The organism is Streptosporangium sandarakinum (assembly GCF_013409935.1).
Lineage (GTDB): Bacteria > Actinomycetota > Actinomycetes > Streptosporangiales > Streptosporangiaceae > Streptosporangium > Streptosporangium nondiastaticum.
Genome location: NZ_JACCCO010000001.1, coordinates 2031046 through 2046874, shown reverse-complemented (window position 1 = coordinate 2046874; position 15829 = coordinate 2031046). Strand labels below are relative to the sequence as shown.

The 15829-nt window shown below is 72.7% G+C and carries 16 protein-coding genes; 7 read left to right on the top strand and 9 right to left on the bottom strand.

Translation table 11 applies throughout. The features are described from left to right. The first annotated feature begins 14 nt into the window (after window positions 1-14). The 5 genes from HDA43_RS09075 (at window position 15) to HDA43_RS09055 (ending at window position 6284) form a co-directional block, all read left to right on the top strand. On the top strand, window positions 15-1007 hold the full coding sequence (locus HDA43_RS09075; protein ID WP_179819295.1) for a LacI family DNA-binding transcriptional regulator: 993 nt from the start codon (window positions 15-17) through the stop codon (window positions 1005-1007). A 227-nt stretch (window positions 1008-1234) separates the two neighbouring features. Further along, window positions 1235-2623 (top strand): ABC transporter substrate-binding protein, encoded by a 1389-nt coding sequence (locus HDA43_RS09070; protein WP_179819294.1) that lies wholly within the window; start codon window positions 1235-1237, stop codon window positions 2621-2623. 154 nt (window positions 2624-2777) lie between these two features. Continuing rightward, window positions 2778-3713 carry a carbohydrate ABC transporter permease gene (locus HDA43_RS09065; RefSeq protein WP_179819293.1) on the top strand — a complete coding sequence of 312 codons (936 nt, stop codon included), beginning with the start codon at window positions 2778-2780 and terminating at the stop codon, window positions 3711-3713. Continuing rightward, window positions 3713-4708 carry a carbohydrate ABC transporter permease gene (locus tag HDA43_RS09060; protein WP_179819292.1) on the top strand — a complete coding sequence of 332 codons (996 nt, stop codon included), beginning with the start codon at window positions 3713-3715 and terminating at the stop codon, window positions 4706-4708. Before HDA43_RS09065 ends, HDA43_RS09060 begins: the two co-directional genes overlap by 1 nt. Window positions 4709-4751: 43 nt before the next feature. Continuing rightward, window positions 4752-6284, top strand: coding sequence for a glycoside hydrolase family 13 protein (locus HDA43_RS09055; RefSeq protein WP_179819291.1), 1533 nt, complete (start codon window positions 4752-4754; stop codon window positions 6282-6284). 125 nt (window positions 6285-6409) lie between these two features. Here HDA43_RS09055 and HDA43_RS09050 read toward each other — a convergent pair whose 3' ends face one another. The 7 genes from HDA43_RS09050 to HDA43_RS09020 all read right to left on the bottom strand — a co-directional run bounded on the left by HDA43_RS09050 (window position 6410) and on the right by HDA43_RS09020 (window position 11752). Then, window positions 6410-6757, bottom strand: coding sequence for a hypothetical protein (locus tag HDA43_RS09050; protein ID WP_179819290.1), 348 nt, complete (start codon window positions 6755-6757; stop codon window positions 6410-6412). Between the two features lie 233 nt (window positions 6758-6990). Continuing rightward, complete coding sequence (locus tag HDA43_RS09045) at window positions 6991-7596, bottom strand: response regulator transcription factor (protein WP_179819289.1); 606 nt, start codon at window positions 7594-7596, stop codon at window positions 6991-6993. Continuing rightward, on the bottom strand, window positions 7593-8732 hold the full coding sequence (locus HDA43_RS09040; protein ID WP_179819288.1) for a sensor histidine kinase: 1140 nt from the start codon (window positions 8730-8732) through the stop codon (window positions 7593-7595). Before HDA43_RS09040 ends, HDA43_RS09045 begins: the two co-directional genes overlap by 4 nt. Before the next feature lie 155 nt (window positions 8733-8887). Then, the gene (locus tag HDA43_RS09035) at window positions 8888-9577 is read right to left on the bottom strand and encodes an ABC transporter permease (RefSeq protein WP_179819287.1); all 690 of its coding nucleotides are present in this window, start codon (window positions 9575-9577) and stop codon (window positions 8888-8890) included. 11 nt (window positions 9578-9588) lie between these two features. Beyond that, a complete protein-coding gene (locus HDA43_RS09030; RefSeq protein WP_179819286.1) occupies window positions 9589-10485 on the bottom strand; it encodes an ABC transporter ATP-binding protein in 897 nt (298 codons plus the stop codon). Between the two features lie 70 nt (window positions 10486-10555). Further along, window positions 10556-10987 carry an NUDIX hydrolase gene (locus tag HDA43_RS09025; protein ID WP_179819285.1) on the bottom strand — a complete coding sequence of 144 codons (432 nt, stop codon included), beginning with the start codon at window positions 10985-10987 and terminating at the stop codon, window positions 10556-10558. A gap of 72 nt (window positions 10988-11059) precedes the next feature. Then, on the bottom strand, window positions 11060-11752 hold the full coding sequence (locus tag HDA43_RS09020; protein ID WP_179819284.1) for an HAD family hydrolase: 693 nt from the start codon (window positions 11750-11752) through the stop codon (window positions 11060-11062). Window positions 11753-12144: 392 nt separating this feature from the next. On the opposite strand from HDA43_RS09020, the gene HDA43_RS09015 reads away from it, so the two are divergent. Then, window positions 12145-12822 carry a pyridoxamine 5'-phosphate oxidase family protein gene (locus tag HDA43_RS09015; RefSeq protein WP_179819283.1) on the top strand — a complete coding sequence of 226 codons (678 nt, stop codon included), beginning with the start codon at window positions 12145-12147 and terminating at the stop codon, window positions 12820-12822. Window positions 12823-12826: 4 nt separating this feature from the next. Beyond that, window positions 12827-13954, top strand: a complete 1128-nt coding sequence (locus HDA43_RS09010) for a globin domain-containing protein (protein WP_179819282.1) — start codon at window positions 12827-12829, stop codon at window positions 13952-13954. A gap of 37 nt (window positions 13955-13991) precedes the next feature. Here HDA43_RS09010 and HDA43_RS09005 read toward each other — a convergent pair whose 3' ends face one another. Both HDA43_RS09005 and HDA43_RS09000 read right to left on the bottom strand, forming a co-directional pair. Then, on the bottom strand, window positions 13992-14795 hold the full coding sequence (locus HDA43_RS09005; protein ID WP_179819281.1) for an MBL fold metallo-hydrolase: 804 nt from the start codon (window positions 14793-14795) through the stop codon (window positions 13992-13994). 135 nt (window positions 14796-14930) lie between these two features. After that, the gene (locus HDA43_RS09000) at window positions 14931-15824 is read right to left on the bottom strand and encodes a serine/threonine-protein kinase (protein WP_179819280.1); all 894 of its coding nucleotides are present in this window, start codon (window positions 15822-15824) and stop codon (window positions 14931-14933) included. Window positions 15825-15829: the final 5 nt, after the last annotated feature.

Here is a 15829-nt window from a genome sequence, read left to right as displayed (position 1 = left end):
CGTATGGTTTGCGCATGACGCGACGACTTGCAGAGGTGGCCAGGAAGGTCGGGGTGAGCGAGGCGACGGTCAGTCGCGTGCTCAACGGGAAGCCCGGGGTCTCGGAGACGACCCGGGAGGCGGTGCTGACGGCTCTCGACGTGCTCGGCTACGAGCGGCCCACCCAGCTGCGCGGCGACCGGGCCCGGCTGGTCGGCCTGGTCCTGCCCGAGCTGCAGAACCCCATCTTCCCCGCCTTCGCCGAGGTCGTCGGCGGCGCGCTGGCCCAGCAGGGCTTCACCCCGGTGCTGTGCACGCGGACGGTGGGCGGCGTCTCCGAGGCGGAGTACGTCGACCTGCTGCTGCAGCAGCAGGTGTCGGGCGTGGTCTTCGCCGGCGGCCTGTACGCCCAGGCCGACGCCTCGCACGCGCACTACGAGCTGATCCTGGAGCGCGGGCTGCCCGCCGTGCTGGTCAACGCGGCCGTCGACCACCTGGGTCTCCCGCAGGTGTCCTGCGACGACAAGGTGGCGGCCGAGATGGCGCTCGGGCACCTGAAGTCCCTGGGCCACGAGCGCGTCGGCATGGTGCTGGGGCCGAAGGACCACATGCCCTCCCGTCGCAAGCTGGAGACCTTCCTCGCCGCCGGCGGGGACCCCGCCCTGGTCGAGCACACGATGTTCTCCCTGGAGGGCGGGCACGCGGCGGCGGCGAGGCTGCTGCGGGCCGGGGTCACCGGCGTGGTCTGCGCCAGCGACCCGCTCGCGCTCGGCGCGATCAGGGCGGCCCGCAGGTCGGGGCTGTCGGTGCCGGCCGACGTGTCGGTGGTCGGGTACGACGACTCCGCCCTGATGAACTGCACCGAACCGCCGCTGACCACGGTCCGGCAGCCGATCGACGCCATGGGACGGGCGGCGGTGGACCTGCTGGTCGCGCTGATCGGCAAGGCGGCCGTGCCCGCGGACGAGCTGCTCTTCGAGCCGGAGCTGGTGGTGCGGGCCTCCACGGCGAGGCCTGCCGCGGGCTGAGCACGGCCGCGGGCCGAGCGCGGCGGCCGGGACGGCGCGGAAGGGGTGGCCCGATCGGCGGGTCACCCCTTCCGGCGTTTCGCACGAGAAACGCGTGACTCAGTCGTTATGTTTCATATTTCTGTCGAAATATTGCATCAAGGTGTCGGGGATCCTATGGTGAGGCCACGCCGGAGCGGACCGTCCGGCTCACTCCTGGCCTCCCCCCCAGCAGAAGGGTCAGCTCCATGACGAGATCCGGGTGTCGCAGGCTCCTCGGGCCGCTGCTCGCGAGCGCCCTAGTCCTCGCGGCGTCGGCGTGCGGTTCCGGCGAACCCACCGCGGACGGCGCGCAGCCGTCCGGGTCGGGCTCCGCCGGCGGTCCCGTGTCGATCACGGTCAACTGCATGCCGCCGAAGACCAACAAGGCGCAGCGCACGACCTACGAGGAGGACCTCGCGGCGTTCCGGAAGCTCAACCCGGACATCAACATCGAGAAGGTGACCGACGCCTTCCCCTGCTACGAGCCGCGGACGTTCGAGGCGAAACTGGCCGGCGGCCAGCTTGAGACGGTCTTCTTCGTCAACTTCCCCAACGTCGGGCGCCTGGTGGCCGCCGGCCAGGCCGCCGACCTCACGCCGTACGTCGGGGAGCTGAAGACGTTCAAGGACTACAACGCCTCCCTCGACATCTTCAAGAAGGACGGCAAGGTCTACGGCCTGCCCACCGACGGCTACGGCATGGGCCTGGTCTACAACCGCGACGTGTTCACCAAGGCCGGCCTCGACCCGGCCAACCCGCCGAAGACCTGGGCCGAGGTCCGGGAGGCGGCCAAGAAGATCTCCGCCCTCGGTCCCGGCTACGTCGGCTTCGGCGAGTACAGCGGCAACAACGTCGGCGGCTGGCACTTCACCGCCTCCCTCTACGGCCGCGGGGGCGACGTCGTCACCCCCGACGGCAAGCAGGCCGCCTTCAACAGCCCCGAGGGCGTGGCGGTGCTGGAGAACCTCAAGCAGATGCGCTGGACCGACGACAGCATGGGCTCCCGCCTCTACATCGACTGGCCCGCGCTGATGAAGGCGATGGCCGGCGGCAGGATGGGCATGATGCTCGGCGCCCCCGACGTGCTGATCTCACTGCGCAACGACTTCCAGGCGAAGTTCGAGAACTACGCCGTCGCCGCGCAGCCCGAGGCCAAGGCGCTGTTCAACGGCGGCGCCGGATACATGATCAACCCCAAGGCCACGCCCGAGCAGATCAGGGCCGGCCTGAAGTGGATCGAGTACGAGTTCCTCACCCCCGGTAAGGGCCAGCTCGACTACGTGCGCGCCAAGGGCGCGAACCTGACGGTCGGCCAGCCGTACCCGGACCTGTACGGCGCCGACACCCCCTCCGGCCAGGAGGTCCTGCGGCTGCGCTCCGAGAACGCCAACGTCGCGCCCGAGCAGTTCGCGCTCTGGGCGCAGGGCTCCAAGGGCATCCCGCCCAAGGCCGAGCCGGGGCCGTACGCCCAGGAGATCTACGCCATCCTCGACACCCCGATGTCCGCGGTGCTGACGAGGCGGGACGCCGACCCCGCCAAGCTGCTCGCCGACGCCGAGGCGAAGGTCAACGCCCTGCTGGCGAAGAAGGGCTGACCCGGCGGCACGGGCCGGGGCGCCGGTACGGCGGGTGCCCCGGCCCGTGCCGGGAGGCGGGGGGCCGGTAAGGCCGGCGCCCCGGCCGTGCCGGGCCCCTCGGCCGGGCCGGAGCGAAACGAGCGGACCGCGGAGAGCGCGGGGCGGAGGACCGATGACCACTGTGACCATGCGAGGCCCGCGACACCGGGACGACCCGGGACGGCGACGGAACCAGCGGCGGCGGCTCGCCGTACGGCGGAACGTCACCGCCTACGGGTTCCTCTGCGGAGCGCTGATCTGCTTCGCGTTCTTCTCCTGGTACCCCATGGTCCGGGAGGTCGTGCTCAGCTTCCAGCGGACCAACTTCGTCGACGCGCCCGTCTGGGTGGGACTGGAGAACTTCGTCACGGTCGTCCAGGACGCGGCCTTCGGGCCCGCCTGGAAGAACACCGTGGCGTTCACCGTGCTCGCGCTGGTGCTCGGCTACGGCGTCCCGTTCGTCGCCGCCCTGGTGCTCAACGAGCTGCGCCACGCCCGCGCCTACCTGAGGCTCGTCGTCTACCTCCCGGTGATGCTGCCCCCGGCCGTCGGCGTGCTGCTCTTCCAGTGGTTCTACGAGCCGGAGTCCGGCCTGTTCAACCAGGTGCTCGGCTTCCTGCACCTGCCGCCCCTCGACTGGCTGAACAGCACCGACACCGCGCTCGTCTCGCTCGTCATCGTCTCCACCTGGATGAACCTCGGCAGCGGCACGCTCATCTACCTCGCCGCGCTGCAGACCATCCCCGGCGAGCTGTACGAGGCGGCCGAACTCGACGGCGCCGGGCTCTTCCGGCGCATCCGGCACATCACGATCCCGCAGACCAAACTGATCCTGCTGGTCATGCTCCTGCTGCAGATCGTCGCCACCATGCAGGTCTTCATCGAGCCCTACCTGCTCACCGGGGGCGGCCCGGAGAACTCCACGGTCAGCGTCGTCTACCTCATGTACCAGTACGCCTTCAACTTCGGGAACATCAACGGCGGCAACGCGCTCGGCGTGATGCTGATGATCGTCCTGATGGTCTTCTCCGCCGTCTACCTGCGCGTCTCGCGGGAGGACGAGAGCTGATGCCGAACCTCGCCGACCTCACGGCCGTCCCCGGCGCCCCCGGCACCACGCCTCCCTCCGCGCCCGCCCCGCCCGCGCGCCGCCCGAAGCGGCGGGGACGACGGCCGCGGCGGATCGAGTCGGAGTTCCGCACCGCCGTCTCCCCGCACCGGCTCAACTCGCCCGGGGGCCGGATCGTCTACTGGACCGTCCTCGTCGTGGTCGTGGTGAGCTTCACCGCCGCCTTCGTCTTCCCGCTGTACTGGATGGTCACCGGGGCGATGAAGTCCACCGAGGAACTGGTGCGGATCCCGCCGACGTTCCTGCCGTCGAAGGTCACGTTCGACGCCTACGCCGAGGCGTGGGAGCTGATGGACCTGGGCCGGCTGCTCGGCAACACCGCCCTGTACGCGGGCGGGGCCTGGCTGTTCACGCTGGCGGTTGACGTCACCGCCGCCTACGCCCTTTCCAAGCTGCGGCCGGTGCTCGGCAAGCTGATCCTGGCCATGATGCTGGCCACGCTGATGATCCCGCCGATGGTGATCATGCTGCCGGCCTACCTGACGGTCAAGGACCTGCCGCTCCTCGGCTGGGACCTGCTGAACACGCCGTGGGCGATCTGGCTGCCCGCGGCGGCCAACGGGTTCAACATCTTCCTGCTCAAACGGTTCTTCGACTCGATCCCCCGCGAACTGCTGGAGGCCGCCGAGATCGACGGCGCCACGCCGGGACGCATCCTGTGGTCGATCGTCATCCCGATCTCCCGCCCGATCCTGGGCGTGGTGTCCATCCTGACCGTGGTCAACGCCTGGCGCGACTTCGTCTGGCCGCTGCTGGTGCTGACCGACGACGAGAAGATGTCGGTCAGCGTCGGCATCGCCAACCTGTCGGCGCAGATGCCGCAGAACGTGCTCATCGCCTCGCTGGTGATGGCCAGCGTCCCGACCATCGTGGTCTTCCTCGTCTTCCAGCGCCACATCATGGCCGGCCTCACCGCCGGCGGCCTCAAGGGCTGACGCGGTGACCGGCGAATCCCTACCAGTGAGGAGTCACAGCAGCATGCCGGAAACGTGGTGGCGGGGGGCCGCGATCTACCAGGTCTACCTGCGCAGTTTCGCCGACGGCAACGGTGACGGGACGGGAGACCTGGCGGGTCTGCGCGCCCGCCTGCCGTACCTCGCCGACCTCGGGGTGGACGCCGTCTGGCTCAACCCGTGGTACCCGTCGCCGATGGCCGACGGCGGGTACGACGTGGCCGACTACCGGGGCATCGAACCGGTCTTCGGCACGCTGGCCGAGGCCGAGAGGTTCATCGACGAAGCCCACGCGCTGGGCATCAGGGTCATCATCGACGTGGTGCCCAACCACGGCTCCGACCGGAGCGCGTGGTTCCAGGAGGCGCTGGCCGCCGGGCCCGGCTCACCCGAGCGGGAACGCTTCTGGTTCGCCGACGAGCCCGGCGACTGGCGGTCCATCTTCGGCGGACCGGCCTGGACCCAGGTGCCGGACGGGCAGTGGTACCTCCACCTGTTCGCCCCCGAGCAGCCGGACTTCAACTGGACCAACCCCGAGGTGCGCGAGGAGTTCCGCGACGTGCTGCGCTTCTGGTTCGACCGGGGAGTGGACGGCATCCGCATCGACTCGGCCGCGGTGCTGGTGAAGGACTTCGACGGCGGCGACCCCGACGGCTACACCGACCTCGACGAGGTGCACGAGATCTACCGCGACTGGCGCCGCCTGGCCGACGGGTACGGCGACCGCATGCTGGTCGGCGAGGTGTGGTTCCCCGACCAGGAGCGCTTCGCCCGCTACCTGCGGCCCGACGAGCTGCACACCGCCTTCAACTTCGACTTCCTGGCCTGCCCCTGGGAGCCCGCCGCGCTGCGCCGTTCGATCGAGCAGACCATCGCCACGCACGCCCCGCTCGGCGCGCCGCCCACCTGGGTGCTGTCCAACCACGACGTGGCGCGCGTGGTGACCCGGTACGGCAGGGCCGACACGTCCTGGGACCACGGCGACCGCCGGGACGGCGCGCCGTCGGACCTGGGGCTCGGCGGACGCCGGGCCAGGGCCGCCGCGCTGCTGGCCATGGCGCTGCCGGGCGGCGTCTACGTCTACCAGGGCGAGGAGCTCGGCCTGCCCGAGGTCGACGACATCCCCGACGCCCTGCGTCAGGACCCCATGTGGACCCGTTCCGGCCACACCGTGCCGGGCCGGGACGGCTGCCGGGTGCCGCTGCCGTGGTCGGGGGAGAAGCCGCCGTTCGGCTTCGGCGCGGGCGAGCCGTGGCTGCCCCAGCCGGAGGAGTGGCGCGCGCTCACCGTGGAGGCCCAGTCGGCCGACCCCGGCTCGATGCTCACCCTCTACCGCGCCGCGCTGCGCATCCGCCGCGACCGGCTCGGCGACGGCACGCTCACCTGGATCGACCTGGGGCCCGGCGTGCTGGCCTTCACCCGCGAGTCGGGGCTCACCTGCGTGACCAACCTCGGCCCCGACCCCGTACGGCTCCCGCCGCACGGGTCGGTCCTGCTGGCCAGCGGCCAACTCGACGACGCCGTCCTCCCCGCGGACACCACCGCCTGGCTCGTCTGAACCGCTCCTCCGGACCGCTCGCGGGGAAGCCCCCGGGAAGCCGGGACCGGCGGCCGAGATCCGGGGACCGGCGGCCGACGGCCGGGAGGGGAGCCGGCGGCCCGGGGTGGGCCGGCCGGTTCCGTTCAGGACGACCGGCCCACCCGGACGCCGCCGAACACCCCGTAGGCGCGGACGGTGACCACCGGGCCGTCGGGCGCCCCGGCGCCCTGCTCGACGTGGTGGCCACCGAACAGGTGGAACCCCCCGACCTCGACGCGGACGCCCGCGGGGACGGTGAGCTTCACCCCGCCTGCGAAGGAGACCTTGGTCAGGGTGAACCGGCCGCCGGAGAAGGCGGCGCCGGTGAGGTCGAGGTCGGCCCCGCCGACGGCGGTGACGACGACCAGGTGCTCGGGCAGCCGCTGGGGGCCGCGCTGCTTGACGCCGCCGAGGAGGGAGATCTTCCAGGACTTCGGGGTGGTGTTCGTCATGGTCACCACGCTACGAAGTCATCGATCTCCTGATAAGTGCCGCGGATCGTGATCTCACCCAGGACGGTCGTCACACCCCGGGCCCGGCCGTCCGGCCCGGGTCGTGTGAACGGTCTCCCGCGCGGCCGGGCCGCGCGGACCGGCCTCCCGCGCGACCCGGCCGTGACCCGGCCGCGCGGACCGGCCTCCCGGGGCCGGGGCTCCGCGACCGGCTCGCGCCGTCCGGCCGGACGTCAGAGCCAGCCCTTGGAGACGGCGATGTCGATGGCCTCGGTCCTGGTCCGGGCTCCGAGTTTCTGGATCGCCGCCGACAGGTGGTTGCGGACGGTCCCCGGCGACAGGTGCAGGTCACGGCCGATGTCGGCGATGGTGCCGTGGGCGCGGGCGGCGGCCAGGACGTCCTTCTCCCGCGGGGTGAGCGGGCTGGCGCCCTCGCTCAGCGCCGCCACGGCCAGCGCCGGATCGACCACCTGGCCGCCCGCGGCGACCTTCCGGATGCCCGCGGCCAGCTCGGCGACGGGCGCGTCCTTGAGGAGGAAGCCGCGGGCCCCGGCGGCCATCGCCGCGTGCAGGTAACCCGGCCGGCCGAAGGTCGTCACGATCACGACCCTCGTCTCCGGCACGGCCGAGCGGAGCCTGCGGGCGGCCTCCAGCCCGTCCATGCCGGGCATCTCGATGTCGAGCAGCGCCACGTCGGGCCGGAGGCGCTCACACGCGGCGACGACCTCGTCCCCGCGGGAGACGTCGCCGACCACCTCCAGGTCGGCCTCCAGTCCCAGCAGGGCGGCCATCGCGCCGCGGAACATGGTCTGGTCCTCGGCGAGGAACACCCGGATCAACCCGTCACCTCCACTCGCAGCCGGAAGCCGCCCCCGTCGCGCCTGCCCGCGGTCAGGGAACCGCCCAGGGCGCGGGCCCGCTCGCTCAGCCCGGCCAGGCCGTTGCCCGGCCGGCCGTCGTCGTCGCGGTCCCGTACGGCGCCGTCGTCGGCGACCTCGACCGCGATCCCGCCAGCGATCCCGGTGGCGTCCCCGGGGTCCCCGGTCACCGTGATCCAGCAGTTGGCGGCGCCGCTGTGCCGCAGCACGTTGGTGATGCCCTCCCGGACCGTCCAGGCCAGCAGGCCCTCGACGGCCACCGGCAGGTCCCAGGATTCCGGGCTGGTCACCTCGCAGCGGATGCCGGCGGCCCGGGCGGCCTGGACCGCCGACGACAGCTCGGCCGCCAGCGTCGGCTGCCGGTAGCCGGTGACCGCCTGCCGTACCTCCGACAGGGCGCGGCGCACGATGGCGTCGATGTCCTTCAGCTCGCCGTCGGCGCGACCGGTGTCGATCGGCAGCAGGCGGCGGGCCAGCTCGGTCTTCACGGCCACCACTGACAGGCTGTGCCCGACCAGGTCGTGCAGGTCGCGGGCGATGCGGTTGCGCTCCTCGACGACCGCCAGCCGGGCCAGCTCCTGCTTGGTCTCCCGCAGCTCGGTCATCAGCTCCGAGGCGTGCCGGGCCTGGACGGCGAAGAAGCCGGCGAGCGCGACGAACCCGCCCAGCACCAGGGCCAGCCCGGCGTCCCCGCCGCCGGCGAAGGCCAGCAGGGCCGCCGACAGCCCGAGCCCCACGACGTACGGCTGGGCCCGCCGCGGCGGCCCCCACCCGGCGGCGGTGCTGGCCCACGCGGCGGTCGCCGCCCACCAGGGACCGGCCACGAAGGCGAGCAGGAGCGGGATCGCGGCCAGCGCCGCGAACCGCGGCCACCACACCCTCGGCTCGGCGGCGGAGCGGACCGTCAGCCCCAGCAGGGCCAGCAGCACCCCGAGGGCGATCGCGGCGGCCGTCGGCCACGCCGGGGTGCCGGCGGCCACCTGGGCGGCCGAGGCCCAGACCGTGACGGCGACCAGCAGCAGGAGGCGGGAGCGGTCCCGGGCCGACCACAGGCGGGTGATCCGGCCCTCGTCCTCGGCGTCCGGGGGCCCGTCCATACCCGAAGACCCGGCGGGCCGGGCCCGCCGGGTCCAGCCGGCCGTTCCTCCGGGCGCGGCTCCGGAGGCCGCCCCCGGCGTCACCGCGGTCGTCGTCCCGGGCGCCGCCCCGGACGCCACATCGGACGCCGCCCCGGGTGTCGTCTCCGGTGCGGTCACCCGTCCGAGCTCCAGCGCCGCCGCGCCAGCACCGCCGCGCCGGCCAGCGCCGTCCAGGCGGCCAGGACACCGGCCTGACCGAGGCCGGCGGATCGTCCGTCCCGGCCGCTCGCCGCGGCGTCGCCGTACAGCAGCAGGCTGTGGGACGGGGTGAGCTCGCGGACCCGCTGCCAGGCGCCGGGCAGGTCGCCCTGGCCGATCACGCCGCCGAGCGCGGCCAGGGCGAAGAAGACCACCACGATCCCGAGCTGGGCGGTCTTGCCGCGCAGCGTCAGCCCCAGGAACAGTCCCAGCAGGCAGAACGGCAGCGACCCGGCCAGCAGGACCCCGGCCAGCGCGGCCCACCGCGCGGGCGGCAGGTCGGCGTGGCCGACCAGGACGGCCGCCAGGCAGACGGCGAGGATGCCGGGCAGGGTCATCACGACGCCGAGCACGACGCGCCCGGCGAGCCACCGGGCGCCGCTCAGCGGGGTGACCCGCAGCTGCCGCAACCAGCCCTGGGCGCGGTCGTCGGCGACCCCGCCGCCCGCGGCCATCAGCGCGCCGCCGGTCGCGGCGTAGACCGCCATCGCCACCAGGGCGGCGTCCGAGCCGCGTCCCCACATCAGGTAGAAACCGACCGGGACGGCCACCAGGAACACCAGGTACTTGACATTGCGCAGGGCGCGAACGAGTTCGAACCGCACGAGGGGCAACATTACGCGGCCTTTCCGGAAGACAGAAGGATCAGGGCTTCATCGAGGCCGGCGCCGGTCACCTCGAGGTCGCGCACCCCGCCGATCGCGGAGTAGAGGGCGCCCACGGTCCGGTCGGCGTCGTCGGTCCGCAGCTCCACCTGCCCGGCCCGGACGGTCACCTCCGTCACGCCCGGCAGGGCCAGCAGACGCTGCGGGTCGGGCTCGGCCAGCACGCAGCGGACGATCCGCCCGCCCACCCGGGCCTTGACCGTCGCCGGGGCGGCGTCGGCGACCACCCGGCCGTGGCCGAGCACCACGACCCGGTCGGCGAACTGGTCGGCCTCCTCCAGGTAGTGGGTGGCGAACACGACCGTCGTGCCCTCGGTCTCCCGGCAGGCGCGGACCGCGTCCCAGAACTCGCGGCGGGCCTCGACGTCCATCGCCACGGTCGGCTCGTCGAGGAACAGCAGCTCCGGCCGTCCCGCGACCGCGATCGCGAAGCGGACCCGCTGGGCCTGCCCGCCCGACAGCGCGGTCGCCCGCCGCCCGGCCAGCTCGGTCAGCCCGGCCAGTTCGAGGACCTCGCCGATCCTCCGGCGCCCGCCGTACAGCCCGCAGGCCAATCGGACGATGTCGCGGACCGAGGCGCCGTCGGGCAGCCCGCCGCTCTGCAGCATCGCGCCGACCCGGCCCCGGGCGACCGCTCTGGCCGGGGAGCCGCCCAGGACGCCGACCCGCCCGCCGTCCGGGCGGACCAGCCCGAGCATCAGCGCCACCGCCGTGGACTTGCCCGCCCCGTTGTGGCCCAGCAGGGAGACCGTCTCCCCGCGCGCCACCGTGAAACCCGCCGCGTCAAGCGCCCGGACCTGGCCGTAGCGCTTGCTCACCTCGTGGAACTCGACCGCCGCTCTCTCCATGACGCCAACCCTAGGAATCGGCGTTTTCCCAGGTAAGTGGCGGTCATCGTGACTTCACCCCTGACGGTCGTCACAGGCGCCGGGAGGCCGCCCAGGCGGTGAAGAGCGCGAGGCTCTCGGGGAGCTGGGAGTGCGTCCGGTCCGGAAGCCGGCCGGGTGCGAACCAGCCCAGCTCGTCGAACTTGTGGGGCTCCCCGATGGCGACCTCGGCCGGGTCCACCCGGACCGCGAACACCACCGCCACCCAGTGCGAGGAGACCGGGTCCCCGCGCAGGACGTTCCGGACGCCGATCGTCTCGATCTCCAGCGCCGCCGCCGAGTACTCCTCGCGGACCTCGCGCGCGACGGCCGCCTCGAACGTCTCGCCGTACTCCAGCGCCCCGGCGCCGCAGTCCCAGGCGCCGGGCTCGTCCCGCGCCCCGGTGCCGCGCCGGGCCAGCAGCACCCGGCCGGCGCCGTCGTGGCAGACGAACACGCACGATACGGAGGGCTTCGGTGTCATGTCTCCCCGTTTCCCGGTCTTCAGGCGGAGGCCCGGCCGACGCGGCGCGGTGGCGGCGGGCGTCAGCAGGCGTCAGAAGTGGTCGAGCAGCTCCGGGAACCTCCGCAGCCGCAGCACCCGGTCGTCGTCCGGGGTGAGGTCGGCCCGCTCCAGCACCCAGGTGTTGTCGTTGGGGATGAAGACGGCGTTCATGCCCGCCTGCCGGGCCGGCAGGATGTCCGACTTCGGGGAGTTGCCGATCATCCAGGTCGTCGCGGGCGTCAGGTCGTACCGCCGCACCAGCCCGCGGTAGACCTCCACGTCCTTCTCCGCAACGATGTGGACCTCGCGGAAGTGGTGCGCGAGCGCGGAGACCTCCAGCTTGCGCCGCTGCTCCTCCAGGTCGCCCTTGGTGAGCAGGAGCAGGTCGTGCCGGTCGCCGAGGGCGGCCAGGGTCTCCGAGACGCCCGGGATCAGCTCCACGCGGTGCTCGACGAGCGCCACCGCCAGCTCCTCGATCCGGCGGCGCTCCTCGGCGGTCGCCGGCCGCCGGTGCAGCCGTTCCAGGCATTCGCCGAGGCTGCGGAGGAAGACCTTGCTGCCGTAGCCGTGGGCGACCGCGTTCGCCGCCTCGATGTCGTCGAGGATGGCGCGGATCTCGGCCCGGTCGAGGGTCGGGTGCGCGAGCCAGCCCAGGAAGTCGTCGATGACCCGCTCGAACAGGACGTTGTTCTCCCAGAGCGTGTCGTCGGCGTCGAAGATGAGCACCTGCCCGGTGAGCCTCATGATCTTCTTCCCTCCCGAGGTCGCTGCCCGCCGGAGGCTATCAGCCGGTGGGCGCGGACTTCATGTCCATTCCGCCGGCCGTTTCCGTCCGTCCCGGTGCGCGCCGTCGTCGTCGTCGGTGGACCGTTCCCGCCCGCCTCGCCGCGCGTCCCCGCCGCTCCGGCGCACCCCCGCGACGGCTCTGGAGTGCAGGTTCGGGCAAGAAAAGTGAGTATTAATCATGATTCGAAAAATCTGTGGAAATGTTGCAGAACTGTTTCGGGTGAGGCTGATGTGGTCTAGGCTCCATCGGTTATGTGGGGGGAAACATCCGGTTTGGTGCTTCATCGCCGGGCTCGGGTACCCGCCCGCGCCCTCTCACAGGCTTGTGGTCCGGGACCGAATGGAGAGACGTGACGACCCAGCATGTGCCGTACGGCGGACTGGACGATGGCGAGGGCCTGCCCGGCTCCCGCGGGGAGCACATCCTCCAGAAACTCTTCGACACCAGGGAGCGGGCGGAGCGGTTCTACGGCCGTCAGGTGGTCGACCACCTGACGCCCCAGATGCGTGAGTTCGTGGCCCGACAGCAGATGGCTTTCGTGGGCACCGCGGACGCCGCCGGAAACTGCGACACGACGTTCCGCTCGGGCCCGCCCGGGTTCGTGCGCGTGCTGGACGACACCCGGATGGTCTACCCGGAGTTCCGGGGCAACGGCGTGCTCGCCAGCATGGGGAACATCCTGGAGAACCCGCACATCAGCCTGCTGTTCGTCGACTTCTTCGATGACCTGGTGGGCCTGCACGTCAACGGCACGGCGAGCATCATGACCGCCTACGACGCCTCCCGCCGCTACGGGCTCAACGACGAGGACCAGACCGCGCCGGGCAGGAAGGCCGAGCGCTGGATCATGATCGAGGTCGAGGAGGCGTACATCCACTGCTCCAAGCACATCCCGCTGCTGGTCAGGCAGGACCGCCGGGAGCGCGTCGCGGAGGGACGCAGGCCCGCCGGTGACGACTACTTCGGCGTCGGACGGATGAGGGGTGTGGGACTGAGCCGACATGAGGCGGGGAAACCGGTTGGGTGACGCCATGACCCTCGACATCCGGCTCATCCGGGAAAGCTGGTCGCTCGTCGAGCCGGTGGCCGACCAGGTGACCCTGGACTTCTACAGCAGGCTCTTCGCCGAGAACCCCCGCATCCGCGAGCTGTTCCCGCCCGCGATGGACCTTCAGCGCGACCGCCTCTTCGGCGCGCTGACGCAGGTGGTGCTCAACCTGGAGGACACCGAGGGGGTGCGCGAGTATCTCGGTCAGCTCGCCCGCGACCACCGCAAATACGGAGTCCGGCCCGAACACTACCCGGCGCTCGGGCACTGCCTGATCGCGGCGATGCGGGCGGGCGCCCACGGCGTCTGGCAGCCCGCCTACGACCAGGCCTGGGCGGCCGCCTACGACCTCATCGCCGAGGTGATGATCCAGGCGGCCGACCAGGACGCGGTCACCGCCCCGCCCGCCTGGATCGGCACGGTGGTCGGGCACGAGATGCGCACCCCCGACATCGCCGTCCTCACCGTCGAGCCCAACCACCCGTACCCGTTCCGGGCGGGCCAGTACACCACCGTGCAGACCGCGCTGTGGCCCCGGGTGTGGCGCGCGTACTCGATCGCGAACGCCCCCCGCCACGACAACAGGATCGTCCTGCACGTGCGGGCCATACCCGGCGGGTGGGTCAGCACGGCGCTGGTCAAGCACACCCGCCCGGGGGACACCATCCTGCTGGGCCCGCCCAGGGGCACCCTGTCGCTGGAACAGGCCACCACCTCCCACCTGGTCTTCATCGCCGGGGGCACGGGCCTCGCGCCGCTCAAGGCGCTCATCGAGGAGTCGGTGTGGATGCCCGAGCGCCCCGCCATCGACCTCTTCTACGGCGTGCGGCGCGCCGCCGACGCCTACGACACCGAGGCCCTGAACAACCTGCGCATGCAGCACCGGCGCCTGCGGATCGTGCAGGCGGTCTCCGACGAGCCGGGACCGGGGTACGGCCAGACCGCCATCGACGCCCTGGAGTACCACCGGATCATCCCGTCCGGCGACGTCTTCGTGTGCGGGTCGCAGCAGATGGTGCGCGTGACCTCGGACCGGTTGGTCCGCCTCGGCGTCCCGGCCGGGCGCATCCACACCGAGTACACCCCGGACGCGCCGGTCCCCGTGGGCTGACGGCCCCGGACGCCGCCCGCGGGCGGCGTCCGGCGGGCTATCCGCCCAGCCGGTCCAGGGCGGTCAGCGTGGTGTCCTCGGGGTAGGGCGAGCGCCGTACGGCCTCCTCGCGGCTCATCCGGCCCGCGGCCACCTCCCGGCAAAGCCCGGCGACCGCCTCGATCTCGGCGTGCTGGGCGGTGACGAACGCCCGGTCCACCGGATCGCCGTGCCCCGGCACCACGACGGCGTCCCCGGCCAGGCCGAGCAGCCCGCCGAGGGTGTCCGGCCACTCCAGGGGGAAGGCGTCGGCGTAGGCCGGCGGCGCGCCGTTCTCCACCAGGTCGCCGGCGAACACCACGCCGGCGTCCGGGACCGCGATCACCAGGTCGCACCGCGAGTGCCCGCGTCCCAGGTACGACAGGACGGCGCGGCGCCCGCCGGCCGTCACCTCGGCCCGGTCGGTCACCAGGCGGTCCGGCAGCACGATCTCCGTCTTCTCGACGTCGGCGGCCATGTCGGGCCGGCCCTGCTCGCGGTAGCGCCGTGCCCACGCCTCCTTCGTCTCGGCGCCGTCGGCGACCAGGTCGGCGCGGCAGTCCTCGTGGGCCCAGACGGGGCACTCCATGAACGGCCGGGTGCCGAAGGAGTGGTCGAAGTGGGCGTGGGTGAGCACCACGGTCCACGGGTCGAGGGTGATCCGGCGCACCTCCGCGGCCAGCTCGGCGCCCTGCCGCTCGTCGCCCCGGGTGTCGATCACCAGGCAGCCGCCGTCGCCCAGGACCAGCCCCACCGACAGGTCCAGCTCGGCGTACCGCCGCACCAGCACCCGGTCCGCCACCTCGATCCAGTGTCCTTCCATGGAGGGATTATCCTCCCGGCTCGACCCGGCGGCGCACTTCCGGACCGCACCCGGCGGCGCGCTCCGGAACCCGCGGCGTCGCCGGGTACGGACGCGCTGTCGGGTGAGGACGCGGCGTCGGGTGCGGACGCGCTGTCAGGCGAGGACGCGGCCGACCATCCGGGCGTACATCCGGCCCGGGCTGGGCACCGACGCCTCGTGGAGGAAGCCGGGGAGCATCGGCAGGTTCACCGCGAAGGGCTGCAGGCGCTCGTACAGGGCCTCGGCGCACGCGGGACGCCGCTCGGGATCCTTGGCCAGGAGCTCGGCCAGCAGGCCGTTCAGCGCGGCGGGCACGCCCGGCACGTCCGGCGGCAGCTCGTTGACCTGCCGCTCGAACACGGCGTACTCGGTGACGCCGGTGAACAGCTGCCGCCCGGTCAGCATCTCGTGGATCACGCAGCCCAGCGCGTACAGGTCGCTGCGCGGCCCGGACAGGCCGCGCTGGATCTGCTCGGGGGCCATGTAGGCCGGGGTGCCGAGGATCTGGCCGATCCGGGTGAACTGCGACGAGCCCGACTCGCGGACCATGGCGAGGCCGAAGTCGAGGACCTTGACGCTGCCGTCCGGGCAGAGCATCAGGTTGGTGGGCTTCAGGTCGCGGTGGTAGATCGACAGGGCGTGGGCGGCCGCCAGCACCGCGCACGCCTGGGCGGCGATCGCGGCGGCCCACGGCACCGGGAGCGGGCCGTGCTCGCTGACCAGGTCGGCGACGGTCACCCCCTCGATGAACTGCATCACCTGGAACAGCCGCTGGTCGAAGGTGCCGAAGTCGTACAGGACCGGGGCGCCGGGGTGCTCCAGCTTCGCCAGGATGCGCGCCTCCCGCAGGAAACGCCGGGTCAGCTCCTCGTCCGGGCCGGTGAGGAAGCGCAGGATCTTGACGGCGACCCGGCGGTCGAGGTGCTCGTCGTGGCCGCCGTAGACGGCGCCCATGCCGCCCTGCCCCAGGGGAAGGTCGTCGAGTACGTACCGGTCACCGATGACCATCCGAC

Coding starts and splice junctions, on each gene's coding strand:
- HDA43_RS09010 (WP_179819282.1), top strand. CDS start 12,827: ATGACCCTCGACATCCGGCTCATCCGGGAAAGCTGGTCGCTCGTCGAG.
- HDA43_RS09040 (WP_179819288.1), bottom strand. CDS start 8,732: ATGGACGGGCCCCCGGACGCCGAGGACGAGGGCCGGATCACCCGCCTG.
- HDA43_RS09005 (WP_179819281.1), bottom strand. CDS start 14,795: ATGGAAGGACACTGGATCGAGGTGGCGGACCGGGTGCTGGTGCGGCGG.
- HDA43_RS09030 (WP_179819286.1), bottom strand. CDS start 10,485: ATGGAGAGAGCGGCGGTCGAGTTCCACGAGGTGAGCAAGCGCTACGGC.
- HDA43_RS09065 (WP_179819293.1), top strand. CDS start 2,778: ATGACCACTGTGACCATGCGAGGCCCGCGACACCGGGACGACCCGGGA.
- HDA43_RS09000 (WP_179819280.1), bottom strand. CDS start 15,824: ATGGTCATCGGTGACCGGTACGTACTCGACGACCTTCCCCTGGGGCAG.
- HDA43_RS09060 (WP_179819292.1), top strand. CDS start 3,713: ATGCCGAACCTCGCCGACCTCACGGCCGTCCCCGGCGCCCCCGGCACC.
- HDA43_RS09025 (WP_179819285.1), bottom strand. CDS start 10,987: ATGACACCGAAGCCCTCCGTATCGTGCGTGTTCGTCTGCCACGACGGC.
- HDA43_RS09070 (WP_179819294.1), top strand. CDS start 1,235: ATGACGAGATCCGGGTGTCGCAGGCTCCTCGGGCCGCTGCTCGCGAGC.
- HDA43_RS09055 (WP_179819291.1), top strand. CDS start 4,752: ATGCCGGAAACGTGGTGGCGGGGGGCCGCGATCTACCAGGTCTACCTG.
- HDA43_RS09075 (WP_179819295.1), top strand. CDS start 15: ATGACGCGACGACTTGCAGAGGTGGCCAGGAAGGTCGGGGTGAGCGAG.
- HDA43_RS09020 (WP_179819284.1), bottom strand. CDS start 11,752: ATGAGGCTCACCGGGCAGGTGCTCATCTTCGACGCCGACGACACGCTC.
- HDA43_RS09050 (WP_179819290.1), bottom strand. CDS start 6,757: ATGACGAACACCACCCCGAAGTCCTGGAAGATCTCCCTCCTCGGCGGC.